Raw genomic sequence first — 13,713 nt, 5'->3', positions numbered from 1 at the left:
ACCGCCCAGTCCGCTCCGGACCGGCCCGACCACGGCTGGTGCCTGCTCTTCCCGGCGATCAACGTGAACGACTCGGTGACCAAGAGCAAGTTCGACAACAAGTACGGCTGCCGGCACTCGCTGATCGACGGGATCAACCGGGCCACCGATGTGCTGATCGGCGGGAAGGTCGCCGTGGTGTTCGGCTACGGCGACGTCGGCAAGGGCTGCGCCGAGAGTCTGCGTGGTCAGGGTGCGCGGGTCATCGTGACCGAGGTGGATCCCATCTGCGCCCTCCAGGCGGCGATGGACGGCTACCAGGTCGCAACCATCGACGACGTGGTCGAGACCGCGGACATCTTCGTAACCGCGACGGGCTGCCTCAGCGTGATCACCAACGAGCACATGGCGCGGATGAAGCACCAGGCGATCGTGGGAAACATCGGCCACTTCGACAACGAGATCGACATGGCAGGTCTCGCGAAACGCGACGATGTCGAGCGGATCACCGTCAAGCCGCAGGTGGATGAGTGGCGGTTCGCCGACGGCCACTCGATCATCGTGCTGTCCGAGGGCCGGCTGTTGAACCTGGGCAACGCCACCGGGCATCCGAGCTTCGTGATGTCGAACAGCTTCGCCAACCAGACCATCGCGCAGATCGAGCTGTTCACCAGGACCGACCAGTACCCGATCGGTGTCCACACTCTCCCCAAGCACCTGGACGAAAAGGTGGCCCGACTCCACCTCTCCGCGCTGGGTGTCCGCCTCACCGAACTGACAAAGGAACAAGCCAGCTACCTCGGCGTCCCGGTCGAAGGGCCCTACAAGCCCGACCACTACCGCTACTGAGAGGGCCCCTCCGCATGATCGCCGTGTCCGGCTCGATCGCGACCGACCATCTGATGCGCTTTCCGGGGCGGTTCGCCGAGCAACTCATCGCCGGAAGCCTCGACAGCGTCTCGCTCTCGTTCCTCGTCGACGACCTGGTCGTCCGGCGCGGCGGGGTCGCCGCCAACATCGCCTTCGGGCTCGCTCAACTCGGGCACCGGCCGGTGCTGCTCGGCGCGGTCGGTGGTGACTTCGGCGACTACCGCAGCTGGCTGGAGCGGCACGGGGTCGACTGCTCGGAGGTGCAGGTCAGCTCCATCGCCCACACCGCCCGGTTCATCTGCACCACCGACACCGACCTCTGCCAGATCGCATCGTTCTATCCCGGCGCGATGGGCGAGCCCGACCGGATCAGCCTCGACGGTGTCGCCGAGCGTGCCGGAGGGCTCGGGCTCGTCATCGTCGCCGCGGAGAACCCGGACACGATGCTCGCCCGCGCCGCCGCCTGCCGTCGGCTGGGCCTGCCCTTCGCCGCCGACCCGTCACAGCAGTTGGCCCGGATGCCGTCGGCCGACATCGAGGCGATGATCGACGGCGCTGGCTACCTGTTGACGAACGAGTACGAGGCGGCGCTGCTGGAGTCGAAGACCGGGCTCAGCGAAGACGACATCCTGCGCCGCGTGGGCGTGCGGGTCGTGACGCTGGGCGCCAACGGGGTACGGATCACCGGGCGGGACGGCGACGTCCTGGTGCCGGCGGCCCGGGTGGGCGACATCGTCGACCCGACAGGCGTCGGCGACGGCTTCCGGGCCGGCTTCTTCGCCGCGCTCGCCGCAGACCTGCCCATCGAGCGGGCGGCGCAGGTCGGCTGTGTTCTGGCGGCGCACGTCTTGGAGGTCGAGGGTCCACAGGAATACACGATCGACGCGGACGCTTTCGAGCGCCGCCTCGTCGAGTCCTACGGCCCCGACGTGGCGGTGGATGTGCGCGCGCTCGGGCTGGCCCGGGTCTGACCGGGCCAGCCGGCCGAGCCGGAAGGCACCCGGGGGTGATCGGCTAGCCTGCACGGGTGCGTACACCGCTTCCGGCCGCGGGTTCAACTCGCCGCGGGCTGATCGCCGCGGCGACGCTGGCACTGCTCGTTTCGGGGGCGTGCGCCGACGCCAAGCCGACATCCGAACAGCAGCGAGGGCCCGATCCCGAGGTGCTGATCGATGAGCTGACCGCTGGCCTCTCCCGGGACAACCCCTACCGTGACCCGGACACGGAGGAGCGGGCGACGGCCCGGCGGGCAGCGCGGTCGCTGGTCACCGAGCCGACTGCCGCCAACGACCTGGATCAGGTCTTCGGTGACCTCGGCTTCCGGGCTCATCATGGTACGGACCCGGTCACCGACCGGCCGTTCTCGCTCTACCTCGCCGATGGGTCGGACGATCGTTCCTGGGGTGCCGTGCTGGTGGACCGGGGCACCGCCCCACGCACGGTGATCGAGGTGCCGCACCCCGGCTTCGACATCAACACGGAGAAGCTGGGCCTGGCCGTCTACCGGAAGACGCCGGCAAGCGTGCTGCTCGTCGCCGGGGCACACCGGCAGGCCGCCGACAGCGACGCGGACGTCGCCCACAACGACCGCTCGCTGTTCCACACCCTGGCGGCCGAGTTCGCCAGGAACGACCTCGACCAGATCCAACTGCACGGCTTCGCCGACCGGAATTTGCCCACGTCCGACGCGGTGGTGTCGACGGGGTCGGCTCCGGTGACCCCGGTGGCCCGCCGGATCGCGGACGGCCTCTCCGGGGCCGGGCTGAACACCTGTCGGGCGTGGGTGCGGAAGTGCGGCCAGCTTGAGGGTAAGACCAACCAGCAGGGCCGGGCCGCGGCGGAGCTGGAAGCGGTCTTCGTCCACCTGGAGCTGAGCTGGTCGGTCCGGCGGGACGCCGAGGCCCGTGGCCGTGTCGCGGACGTGCTCGCGGCGCAGCTCGCCGTGGCCTGACCCGTCGCAGGGTCGCCGTCGAGGTCAGATCCGGCGGGCCGTCCGCCAGCGCAGGGCCCAGTAGCCGGTGCCGTCCAGGATGGACTCCCCACCCAGGTCACCCATGGTCGGGCCGTTCGCGGTGGTACGGCTCGAGATGAACCTGTGGTGTCCCCGGTCGTCGACGCCGAGGTACATGCCGGAGTGCTCGATGTTCGCGCCCTGCACCGGCCCGGCGTTGAAGAACAGGAGATCGCCGGGGAGCAGCCGATCCAGCTCCCGGGCCCGCTTGCCGGTGTTCGGCATCAGCAGGGCCCCTGGTCCCACCGAGGCCATCGCGGTCGCCCGCCGGGGCAGGCCGGGGCCGGCGTTGTTCGTGCCGAGGAGCGGGTAGCCCATCCGGTAGCCGTAGACCATGCGCAGGAAGCCCGAGCAGTCCAGGCTGCGGATGTGCGACGCCGTCGGCTTCTCCTTCTTGTCGGGGAACTCCCACGACACGCCGAGGTAGTCGTAGAAGTCGGAGTTCTCGGCGCGACCGTCCGGGTCGATGTCCGACAGAGGCCCGAAGGCGGCGTCGCCGGAGTACTGCCGGCCTTTCGCGTCCTTCTTCGGCACGGCGACGTAGGTGTACTCCCGGGCCACCGCCAGCACGTCGGGCGAGCGGTCGGTACGGGCCTTACGGAACCAGTCGGTGAACCACTTCTCCTTCTCGGCACCCGCCCGCCACTCCCGTGGTGCCAGTCGTACCCAGAGCTCGGCGGGGACCTTGGCCTTGGTGAACCGCGACTCGGCGAACGTCCGCTTCGGGCCGCTGATGTGCACAGTGCGGGCACCGTCGGTCATGATCGCGACGGTCTTGCCCTTGGCGTCGACCATCTGCGTCCGGTTCGGTGCGGCCAACCGTCGGTAGCTGTAGCCGGAGCCGCTGGTCACGGCGGCCTGCGCGGCCTGCGCCCCGAGGCTCAGCTCGATCGGATCCGCCGCGCTGTGCCGGGCGATGACGTAGGCGAAGGTGCTGCCGCCGCTCAGCAGAGCGAAGGCGGCGACGGTCATCAGCATGGCGCGGCTGCGGGAGTAAGTCCGGTAGTTCATGCCTGTTCCTCGTCGGTGTGGGGCCTCAGGTGACCGGCACGAAGCCGGCCACGACGCCGCTGAACGCCACCCCGTAGGTGATGACGGTGACCATGACGGTGGCCAGCACTGTCGCCTTCGGCGGCTGGCGCACGAGCTGGTAGGCGATCAGCCCCGGTGCCACGAAGCCCAGGGTCTGGTGTGCGAAGAGCAGCGGCAGGTCCCGTTGGACGATCACGAACAGAGTCATCTGGAGGAGGACGCTGAGCAGGACGATCGCGGCGAAGAGGCGTTTGCCGTAGAGGATCACCATGCGCTGCATCAGCCGCGTGAGGGCGTAGGTGACGACGGTCATGACCACGATCACCGCAGCCTGGAGCGGGTCCTCGATCAGCGCGAGCGCGATCCAGCCCGGCGTGATCATCCCGCCTGGCGAGAGGTTCGTGGTGAGATAGCAGAGCAGCGCGAAGACCAGGCCGATGCCGAGGCACGCGGTGGCCAGCTGGGCGCTCAGTTCTCCTCCGAATGTCACCGGTAGGTCCTTCCCAGGAACACGGTCTCGCCGTCCACGGCGGAGGCGCGCGCGGTCGGCGGACGGAGCATCGATTCGGCACGACTGTGGTCCTGCGGTTCCCAGCTCGGCAGGGCGGCCAGCTCGTGCAGCAGCACCTCACCCTGCCCGTGGATGTTCCCGACGGCGACGATGGAGGCATCCTCCGCCGTCACCGCCATGACCTCGCTGATCAGCCGTTCCGACGGGAGCTTGCCGCCCAGGTCGACCACCCGGCTCTGCAACTCGGCGGGAACGTTGACCTTGGCGCTGCGGGTCATCTCACCGATCAGCACGATGCACTGCGGCTGTACCCGGCCGGCGAGCGTACCCATCTGGCCGTTCCGTTCCACCCGGTCCGGTCGACAGTTGATGACCATGGTCAACGGCTTGCTGATGAGCCGTTGCTTCTCCAGTTGCTCGATGTTCATGTACGTCGACTCCGGGTCGTTGGCGGCGAAGATGTTGGCGAAGCGGACGCGCTTGTCGCCGTACAGGACCCGGGCCACGGAGAGCACTCCCGGGTCGGGTGGGGCCGACCACATGCCGGTGAGCGCGCTGTGCCTGTCGACGCCGAGCTGTTCGGCAACGGCGAGTGCGATGGCCACGTTCTCCTTGAAGGTGATCCAGCCGAAGCCGGACATCTCCTGGTCGGTCACGGACTCGGGGTCGACCGCGATCAGTCGGCAGTTCCGTTTGGCTGCCTCCTTCTCCAGGATCGCCAGTCGGTCCTTCTCCGCGGTGATGCAGATGCCGTCCTCGGGCATCGACCGGCTCAGCGACCGGGCCACGTCGTCGAGGGTCGGCCCCATCTCGGCGAGGTGGTCCTCGCGGACGTTGCAGAGCACCCCGATGGTGGACCTGATGAGCTTGCTCTGGTTGATCTCCTGCAATGCCGGCATGACCGCCATGCACTCGATGACGAGCGAATCCGGGTGGTAGACGGCGGCCCGCCGGACGATGCCGATCTGCTCGACCACGTTGGCGATCCCGAACTTGCGGTGCACCGGCTCCTCGCTGGCATCCGGGAAGATGAACCTCGCGGCGGTGCCGGTGGTCTTGGCCACCACCACCTTGCCGCCGCCGCGCAACGCGCCCGCGCAGAGTCGTGTGATCGAACTCTTGCCACGGATCCCGTTGACGAGCACCCGGTGCGGGATGGTGTCGAGGTTGCGGTTGTGGTTCCGCTGCTCGATCACGCCGGCCACCAGGAGGGCGAGGCAGCAGAGGCTGTAGACGGTGTAGAGGTAGAACATGCTCAGCCTTTCGTCGCCCGGTTGCGGGTCCCCGCCGCGTGCCGGACGCGGGCGAGGACGCTGGTCCGGTCGGCTCCCGCGCCGCGTAGCCGCAGCGCACCACCGAATCGGGCGGACCCGGTGTGTCGGACCTGGCGACAGATCTCCAGGCACATCGCGATCGCACCGATGTCGTCGTGGCGCTGCGGCGGGACGGGCAGATCCACGGTCCCGTCGGCCATCCGCTCGGCGAAGGAGCTCAACCTCCGCAACGGCCGGACGAAGATGTAGAGCTGCCACAGGTGGGTGAGAAGGGCGATGCCCACCACGGCCCCGGCCACCAGCAGGGTCCACCGCCGCTCCACCATCGTCGGCAGGCGCAACCCGGCGACGTCCTGCTCCAGCACGACCGCCCACTCAAGGTGGGCGACTGTCGTCGGCACGGTCAGACCGGAGGCGGCGACCATCGCCGGGGTACCGTCCTCGGTGGTCGACCGGCCAACAGTGCTGCCTGGCAGCACCTCGACGGCGACGCTTCGGGCGAACTCACCCTGTAGCGGCTGGAACGCCTGGAACCCCTCCGAGTCCAGGATCGTCCGCAGCTCGGCGTCGACGACCCGGACGCGGCCATCCACCCGACGGACCAGCCCGAGCAGGCGGTCCGGGTCGAACTCACCGATCACAGCGAAGCCGTCGGCGCGCTGGTTGAAGGCGTACACGAGCGGCAACCGCTCGGCTGTGTCGTCGAGATGGACGCCGACCTCGCCTGGCAGTGGCGCGACGGTCCGCAGCGGTTTCCGGCCCGCGCCGGCCACCATCTTTCCGTCGTGGTCGACCAGGTACAAGGCCCGCAGCCGCTGCTCGGCGGCGAGTTCCCGGTCAAGGGTCCGGTCCGCCTGCCCGAGGTCCTTCGAGGTGATCCCCTGCGAGACCCGGGAGACGGTGGTCAGGCCGTCATCCAGCAGGTGCCCGAGGGCGTTGCTGGCCTCCTCCGCCCGGCTCTCCGCATCCCGCACCAACTGCACGGGAATCGTCGGATCGGGAGCCTGCAACGCGACCACCGTGGCCGCCGCCGGCCAGAGCATGGCGACCACCACGGCGACGGTCAGGCCCTGGAGGACGGTTGGCCGCCACCGCTGGTCCAGCGGGTACTGGTCGCCGGAGGCCAGGGCCAACGCCCGGGTGATCCGGTGCGCCTCGCGGATGCGCATCGGCGGACGGCGCCGGGTCATCACGCCGCAGGCGTCGGCCTTGGCCTGGTTCAGCAGCGCCCGGACCGGCCGGACCAGCGACATGCGCATGAGTACGAAGCTGAGCAGTGTCACGAGCAGCAGGCTGAGCCCGAGCAGCACCCCCTTGGTGCCCGAGGTCCCCGCGCTCACGTCCGCCGCGAGCAGGGAGACGACCACGAGCCCGGTCTCACCCACCGGCGCGGACGACACCACGAGCCTGCGGTCCGTCCACTCCTTGACCACCACCTCGCGGCTCTGGGGCGAGTCGGACCCGGCCAGGCCGGCGAAGACGGTCGGCAGGTGCACGGCGTCGACCGCACTGGCCCCCTGCATCAGGCTGCTCTTGCCGTCGGGGCCGATCATGTGGACGCCATGTCCCGCGTCGGGGTTGAGTCGCAGGTTCCGCATGGTGACCTGCTGGAGTGCGAGTACTGCCCGGGTGTCGTCCAGCGCGACGGCATAGACCAGCACCGGGCCATCAGCCGTGGTGGCGGCGATCGTCCTGTCGACTTCCAGCACCGGCGGCAGGAGGTCGAGCGGTAGCGCCGCGCCCTTGGCGGCGAGAGGTCGCCGGGAGGCGGTTTCCACGATCACCGCGCCGGTGAAGCCGGCGCCCTCCCCGACCAGGCGGGTCAGCAGATCGGTGTCGCTCGTGGTGCCCCGGTCCTGCACGGTCCGGCTGAGGTTGGTCGCCCGGCTGCGGGCCTCGGTCTGCATGCTCGAGGCCAGTTTGGACACGACGTCCCGCTGGGAGTCGACGACGGCTGGGAGCACCCCGCGCTCGGCGCTGACCGCAAACCCGAGGATCGCCATGGCGACCACGAACATCGTGGTCCAGAGATAGACGAGTGAGGGTGCGCTCGTTCCGGCGGGAAAGGACGCAGCCGGCAACTGCTGGTCGAGCGCCCGTCGCCTCCAGGCCAGCAACTGTTCATGATCGTCTGCGGGCCCAGCCGTCGACTGCCATGGCGCGTACTGCGCCGACCTGCCTGACACGAAACGACAACCTTCCCCGTGGAGCTACTCCCTGGACCGCTGCCTGTCCAGCTCGTCAGCCAGGCGACGGCCGCTGGCCGCCGCGAATGCTAGCAAGGTGTGCCACCACGAGATCTGTGACGATTTCGCCTTTGTGTCGGCTCAGTTGCGGTTGTTACTTGCGCGGCACTCCGCGTACCACCAGGCCTGCGCTGTCGGCGGCCCTGGTTAAGAGGTTGCCTTCGATCCGCTCGACCGCGGCCTCGTAGATCCGGCGGCGCCCCGGGGAGAGGGCCGGATCCGCCAACGCCCGCTCAAGATCGACCAGACGGATGTCCGGATTCAGATCAACGAAGGTGGGGATCGCCTCGATGGCCACCACCTTCCACCTCTTCGTCTCGCCGGCCGGACCGAACGTCACCCGGGTCATCGCGCCGTCACGGTTGGCGTTCACCGGCTCGGCGTGCCGGGCGATCTGGTTGCCCATCCCGTAGACGATCCAGGTGTCGCCGATCCGCTCCACCGGCTGGACGACGTGTGCGTGATGCCCGAAGACGACGTTCACGTCGTCGATGGCGGCGATCTGACGGGCCCAGGTCTGCTGGTCGACGTCCGGTTCGTGCTCGTACTCGGTGCCCCAGTGCAGGCTGACCACAACGATCTCCGCGCCCGCCTCCCGGGCCGCCGCCGCGTCCCGCCGAATGGCCTTCACGTCGATGAGGTTCGCCACCCACTCCTTGTCGGCGGGCGGGCGCAGACCGTTGAAGCTCTTGGTGAAGCTGATGTGTCCGACCTTCACACCCTTGGCCCGATAGATCTTGACGGTGCGGGATTCACGCTCGGTCCGGTAGCTGCCGGTGTGCCCCAGAGCCGACTTGTCCAACGCGTCGAGGGTTCGCTTGACGCCGTCGTACCCCTGGTCGATCGTGTGGTTCGAGGCGGTGGAGCAACCGTCGTACCCGGTGCTCTTGATGCCCTTGACCACCTCCTGCGGCACGTTGAACTTCGGGAAGCCGATGTAGGGGCCGCCCGGCGGTGCCAGCGGGGTCTCCAGGTGGCACAGGGCCAGGTCCGCGCTGGAAACGGTCTCCCGCACCGGCGCCAGCATGGGGGCGAAGTCGAACTCGCCGCCACCGTCGCGCCGGGCCTGGTCCCACAGTTCGGGGTGCAGCAGGATGTCCCCGGCGCCGAGCACGGATACCGTCCGTCCGGCCGCCTTCACCGGGGCCCCCAAGGGGCGGGGCGGGTCTGCCGGCGCGGGAGATTCAACGGACCAGGGTCCGAGGACATAGATCGCCCCGACCCCGACCGCCAGTGCGATCACGCAACTGAGGATCGCCCGTAGCGTGCCGGAGAACCCGCCGCTCACCTGAGAATTGCTCGCCACCGCGACAGGCTAGTACGCCTTGTCCGCCGCCCGCTGAGGGGTTGGCCCGCTGTCCCCCGGTCGATCAGCGACCTCAACAGTCGGAGAAGCCGGCGGTTTCGTCGTGCAGACCCTGAGCGAGCACGCCCGCGCATCTTGGCAGCGGCACGTGCCTCCGCTACCGTGGGAACGCTCCCATGAACTTAGATACATCTATGTGATCTGGAGGCAACACGTCGTGGCTATCCTCTCCTCGCTCCGCCGCAGATCGGCGGCTTTCAGCGTGGCGGCCGTCGCGGGCGCCACCGCCGTCGGCGTCTGCCTCGCCGTCAGCAGCGCCTCCGCGGGCACGCTGTCCGGGTCGCTCTACCGTGACCCGAGTTCGGCCGTCGTCCGCTGGGTCGCCGCCAACCCGGGCGACTCGCGTACGGCCGTCATCCGGGACAAGATCGCGAGTCAGCCGCAGGCGCGCTGGTTCGCCAACTTCAACCCCTCGACCGTGCAGTCCGAGGTCTCCGGGTTCATCGGCGCCGCCAACGCGGCGCAGCAGATCCCGGTCCTGGCCGTCTACGAGATCACCAACCGGGACTGCGGCGGCGCCAGCGCCGGTGGGGCGCCCGACCTCAACCAGTACCAGACGTGGGTGTCGAACTTCGCCAGGGGACTGGGCAACCAGACCGTCATCATCATCCTGGAAACCGACTCACTCGCTCTGCTGACGTGCCTGAGCAGCGCCGAGATCAACGCGCGCAACGCGGCGATCTCGACGGCCACCCGGACCATCAAGTCGGGCAACCCCAACGCCAAGGTGTACCTCGACGGCGGCCACTCCACCTGGAACAGCGCTGGTGAGACGGCCAACCGGCTCCGGGCAGCCGGTGTGCAGTACGCCGACGGCTTCTTCACCAACGTCTCGAACTACAACTCCACCTCCAGCGAGGCGAACTTCGGTCGGGGGGTCATCTCCGCCCTCAACGGCATGGGGATCTCGGGCAAGCGCCAGGTCATCGACACCAGCCGTAACGGGGGTGCGAGCGGGGACTGGTGCGGCGACGACAACACCGACCGGCGCATCGGGCAGTACCCGACGACAAACACCGGCGACGGCAACATCGACGCGTACCTGTGGGTGAAGCCGCCGGGGGAGGCGGACGGCTGCCGCTTCACGGCCGGCTCGTTCCAGCCCGAACTGGCCTTCAGCCTGGCCAACGGCGCGCCCAACCCGCCCACCACCACCCCGCCGACGACCCCTCCGACGACCCCTCCGACGACCCCTCCGACGACGCCGCCGACGACCCCTCCGACCACGCCGCCGACCACGCCGCCGGCCGGTGACGGCTGCTACGCGTCGATCGCGGTCAACCAGTGGGCTGGCGGCTTCACCGCGAGCGTGACGGTCACCGCCGGCAAGTCGGACATCAACGGCTGGACCGTGACCGTCGCGCTGCCCAACGGCTCTGTCACCAGCGCCTGGAACGCGCAGGTCAGCGGCACCAGCGGATCCGTAGGGTTCACCAACGTGAGCTACAACGGACGTGTCCTCGGCCGGCAGTCGACCAACTTCGGCTTCCAGGGCACCGGCACCGGCCCGGGCGTGTCGGCCGACTGCGTGACCAACTGACATCAGTCGATGCGGCGGCCCGGCGCGGAGGACCACTCTCCGCGCCGGGCCGTTCCTCGCCACCCCGGGTCGCGCTCGCGCCCCCCCGTAGCCGTCGGGGACGCCGCGCCAGCTAAGTCCGCACGTTGGTGGCCAGTGGCTTCTCGGCATCCCGGCCACGGGTCGGTCGTACCGACCAACTGCTGTGGTTCCTCCCTCTCCTGCGGGACATCTCGTGGCCGGCGAGCAACGCGATCGCCACGGCTGTCAGCAGGCCGCCGAACAATGGGATGACGCGCACCCCGGCCGTTGCCAGCAGACCCGCGCCGATCAACGAGCCGGCCGCGAGGCCGAAGTTGAACGCGACGCTGAGGCTGGCCGACGCCATGTCGGTGGTCGACGGGGCCACCTGCATGACGCGGTGCTGGATTCCCGCGATCAGCGAACTGAACGACATCCCCGCCACGGCGAGCAACGGGATCGTCAACACCTTGCTCGCGCCAGCTCCATAAAGGCCGACCATCGCGGCGGTGAGGAGTCCGAGGAGAACCAGCACGACACCGAGCGGAAACCGGTCGAGGACCCGGCCGACCGCCCAGGTCCCGGCGACGCCGAACGAGCCCTGGACGAAGAGCAGCAGGCCGAGAGATGCTGCGGCGAACCCGCTGACGTCGAGGAGGAAGACCGTCATGTAGGTGAACGCGCCCATGGCGCCGGTCACCGCGAGGACGGTGGCGAAAAGGAGCACGACGAAGCGTGCTCGGTCCGGCATCGGCCCGATGTCGCCGGCACTCTGTTGCGGTGCGACGCTCGGCAGGAGCAGGGCGACCGCGACGCAGGTGACGAAGCCGAAGACGGCCATCGCGACGAAGGCGGCCCGCCACCCGGCCTGCCCGCCCAGCCAGGTGCTCAGCGGCACGCCGAGGACCGGGCCGAGGGCGTTGCCGATCGACAGCCGAGCCACGATGCGGCCGCGGATGTTCGCGGGGAACATCGAGATCGCCACCGGAAACACCACAGCCCAGAAGACACCGTTCGTGGTGGCGGACACCAGTCGCGCGGCGAGCAACACCTCGTAGGAGGTCGCGAAGGCCGACACCGTCGTCGCCGCGGCGAACACACCGAGGGCACCGGCGAGCAGTGGGCGCCGGGGCACACGCCGAGTGATCCGGGTCAGCGGGAGCGCCACGATCATGACGACCACGGCGTACCCGGTCACCAGCAGGCCGGCCTCGGACCTGGAGCGTCCCAGGTCTGGGGCGATCAGCGTGAGCAACCCGATCGGAAGCACCTCGGTGGTGACGTAACAGAAAGTGGCGGCGGACAACGCGGCGAGGGCATAGACCGCGCGTCGTTGGGGCGCCATTGGCTACCTCCCAGATCCCGAACGCCGAGGAGATGATCCCGGCTAAATGAATTTTGACGGTAGCATAGACGAGTGGGCATCCCTCGCTGTTCGGCCGCAAGGCGCTGTTATTGCGCCGATGCGTGGGGCCAAGCGTGGCGCACCAACTCCCGAACTGGGCTGGCGTGAACCGCCTTCCGTGCGTTAGGTGGTAGCCTCGCTGGTATGCCACTCGACGTGTGCCAGCTGCCGATGGTCGGGGGGCACCCCGTGCTGGATCTGGTCAACACACTGGAGCGTGGCGGCACGTCGCCGCACGACTTCCTGTCCGACAGCTCCGCCCTGCTGCGTTGGTCGGTCCAGGTGGGCCTGATCAGCGACGCGGAGGCCGACCAGGTTGGCCGCGCCTGGGGCGACGAGCCGGCGGCGGCGCACGCGGGCCTGGCCGCCGTGCGGGACATCCGCGAAGGGCTCTATCTCGTGATGCTCGCGGCGATCACCGACGCGGACGACGGCGCGGCGGACGACCCCGTCGCGGCCGGTGCCGCGCTGGTCGCGCTCCACCAGCGCTGGTCCGGCGCGGCCGGTCGAGCGAGATTCGTGCTCGACTCGTCGCAGGTACGGCTGGTCTACGGCACGGTGCCGGCCATGTTGGTGCCCGACCGGATCGCCGAGGCCGCCCTGGACCTCATGGTGGCGGCTGACCTGACCCGGGTGCGCCGCTGCCCGGTGCTCGAAGGCGGCTGCGGCTGGCTGTTCCTCGATCGGACCCGCAACGGTTCCCGCCGCTGGTGTCGCATGGCGGACTGCGGCAACGCGGTGAAGGCGCGACGGCTCACCGAGCGTCGCCGCGCCGCCCGGCCCGCCAGTCCGTAGTCGGTCGACGGTGGTGAACGTGGTGAGTCTCCGCCGGCAGTGGACGGCTGCCGCCCTCATATCGGTCCCCCTGGCGTCCCGCCGGGGGTGGCCCTGTGCTGGGACAAGAGGCGTCCGGGTGGCGGGGTGAACGCAGGCCGCTCCCTGCCACCTCAGCTGGAAGCCCGGGTCGCTAGACTGGGCCCTCGCGCCCCCGTAGCTCAGGGGATAGAGCATCGGTTTCCTAAACCGTGTGTCGCAGGTTCGAATCCTGCCGGGGGCACCAGGTCAGAGCCTTGATCACCGATCAATCTTCGCTTTTGCGGGCCTTCCGTGCCCGATGCGTGCCCGTTCAAGGTTGGCCAGGTGAGCGGCTACCTCAGCATCTCGGGAGTCAATCGCGCGGGCGTAGTGCCGGGTAGTGTGCACAGTCTTGGGCTTCCACCCTGACTCCGCCGCACTGAACCACAGTTCGGCCCACTCGCCGATCGTCGTTCGGCCGGCAGACGGAGCAATCCACCGCCCCTGGGCGACGTCGGTTTCGACGATGCTCAGGAACCGTTCCGACTCCGCCTTGCTGCGGAAGGCCTTGAATCATTTGGCAATCTTCTAGTGGTGCTTATCGGTGAGTTGCGGAGGCACTGCGGCCGGGCCCGCCCTGCTCGGCCCCGCCCCCGACCACCCCGCCGCCGACGACTCCGCCCC

Annotated in this window: 11 protein-coding genes and 1 tRNA gene; 6 read left to right on the top strand and 6 right to left on the bottom strand. The window is 69.3% G+C overall.

Annotation, left to right across the window (positions count from 1 at the left end; genetic code table 11):
* The 3 genes from ABZ749_RS15295 to ABZ749_RS15285 all read left to right on the top strand — a co-directional run.
* Window positions 1-828: adenosylhomocysteinase (locus tag ABZ749_RS15295; protein ID WP_357227930.1), on the top strand; the 828-nt coding region annotated here is incomplete at its 5' end.
* Window positions 829-842: 14 nt separating this feature from the next.
* Window positions 843-1,820: a carbohydrate kinase family protein gene (locus ABZ749_RS15290; protein WP_357227928.1), complete on the top strand. Its 978-nt coding sequence runs from the start codon at window positions 843-845 to the stop codon at window positions 1,818-1,820.
* Window positions 1,821-1,876: 56 nt separating this feature from the next.
* On the top strand, window positions 1,877-2,800 hold the full coding sequence (locus ABZ749_RS15285) for a hypothetical protein (RefSeq protein WP_357227925.1): 924 nt from the start codon (window positions 1,877-1,879) through the stop codon (window positions 2,798-2,800).
* Window positions 2,801-2,824: 24 nt separating this feature from the next.
* On the opposite strand, the gene ABZ749_RS15280 is transcribed toward ABZ749_RS15285, so the two are convergent.
* From ABZ749_RS15280 to ABZ749_RS15260, 5 genes are all read right to left on the bottom strand, one after another.
* On the bottom strand, window positions 2,825-3,871 hold the full coding sequence (locus tag ABZ749_RS15280) for an NlpC/P60 family protein (RefSeq protein WP_357227923.1): 1,047 nt from the start codon (window positions 3,869-3,871) through the stop codon (window positions 2,825-2,827).
* A gap of 25 nt (window positions 3,872-3,896) precedes the next feature.
* On the bottom strand, window positions 3,897-4,382 hold the full coding sequence (locus ABZ749_RS15275) for a poly-gamma-glutamate biosynthesis protein PgsC/CapC (protein WP_355005071.1): 486 nt from the start codon (window positions 4,380-4,382) through the stop codon (window positions 3,897-3,899).
* Entirely contained in the window at window positions 4,379-5,656 is a 1,278-nt protein-coding gene (gene pgsB, locus ABZ749_RS15270) for a poly-gamma-glutamate synthase PgsB (RefSeq protein ID WP_355005072.1), read from the bottom strand. Before pgsB ends, ABZ749_RS15275 begins: the two co-directional genes overlap by 4 nt.
* Window positions 5,657-5,658: 2 nt before the next feature.
* A complete protein-coding gene (locus tag ABZ749_RS15265; protein WP_357227921.1) occupies window positions 5,659-7,794 on the bottom strand; it encodes a HAMP domain-containing protein in 2,136 nt (711 codons plus the stop codon).
* 223 nt (window positions 7,795-8,017) lie between these two features.
* A complete protein-coding gene (locus ABZ749_RS15260; protein WP_357227919.1) occupies window positions 8,018-9,229 on the bottom strand; it encodes a CapA family protein in 1,212 nt (403 codons plus the stop codon).
* A 217-nt stretch (window positions 9,230-9,446) separates the two neighbouring features.
* Here ABZ749_RS15260 and ABZ749_RS15255 point away from each other — a divergent pair, with 217 nt between their 5' ends.
* Window positions 9,447-10,829: a glycoside hydrolase family 6 protein gene (locus ABZ749_RS15255; RefSeq protein WP_357227917.1), complete on the top strand. Its 1,383-nt coding sequence runs from the start codon at window positions 9,447-9,449 to the stop codon at window positions 10,827-10,829.
* A gap of 112 nt (window positions 10,830-10,941) precedes the next feature.
* Here the strand turns inward: ABZ749_RS15255 and ABZ749_RS15250 are convergent, their stop codons facing one another.
* The gene (locus ABZ749_RS15250) at window positions 10,942-12,174 is read right to left on the bottom strand and encodes an MFS transporter (RefSeq protein WP_357227915.1); all 1,233 of its coding nucleotides are present in this window, start codon (window positions 12,172-12,174) and stop codon (window positions 10,942-10,944) included.
* Between the two features lie 204 nt (window positions 12,175-12,378).
* On the opposite strand from ABZ749_RS15250, the gene ABZ749_RS15245 reads away from it, so the two are divergent.
* Together ABZ749_RS15245 and ABZ749_RS15240 are read left to right on the top strand one after the other, a co-directional pair.
* Window positions 12,379-13,029 (top strand): CGNR zinc finger domain-containing protein, encoded by a 651-nt coding sequence (locus ABZ749_RS15245; protein ID WP_357227913.1) that lies wholly within the window; start codon window positions 12,379-12,381, stop codon window positions 13,027-13,029.
* Window positions 13,030-13,218: 189 nt separating this feature from the next.
* Window positions 13,219-13,294 (top strand) — tRNA-Arg (locus tag ABZ749_RS15240).
* Window positions 13,295-13,713 lie beyond the last annotated feature (419 nt).

This window comes from Micromonospora sp. NPDC047753, assembly GCF_040642735.1.
Classification (GTDB): domain Bacteria; phylum Actinomycetota; class Actinomycetes; order Mycobacteriales; family Micromonosporaceae; genus Micromonospora.
This window is presented reverse-complemented; position numbering and strand designations above follow the sequence as displayed.

What these genes read in the sequence shown, in the direction of transcription:
- ABZ749_RS15290 (WP_357227928.1), top strand. Translation starts at nt 843, where the DNA reads ATGATCGCCGTGTCCGGCTCGATCGCGACCGACCATCTGATGCGCTTT.
- ABZ749_RS15280 (WP_357227923.1), bottom strand. Translation starts at nt 3,871, where the DNA reads ATGAACTACCGGACTTACTCCCGCAGCCGCGCCATGCTGATGACCGTC.
- pgsB (WP_355005072.1), bottom strand. Translation starts at nt 5,656, where the DNA reads ATGTTCTACCTCTACACCGTCTACAGCCTCTGCTGCCTCGCCCTCCTG.
- ABZ749_RS15250 (WP_357227915.1), bottom strand. Translation starts at nt 12,174, where the DNA reads ATGGCGCCCCAACGACGCGCGGTCTATGCCCTCGCCGCGTTGTCCGCC.
- ABZ749_RS15245 (WP_357227913.1), top strand. Translation starts at nt 12,379, where the DNA reads ATGCCACTCGACGTGTGCCAGCTGCCGATGGTCGGGGGGCACCCCGTG.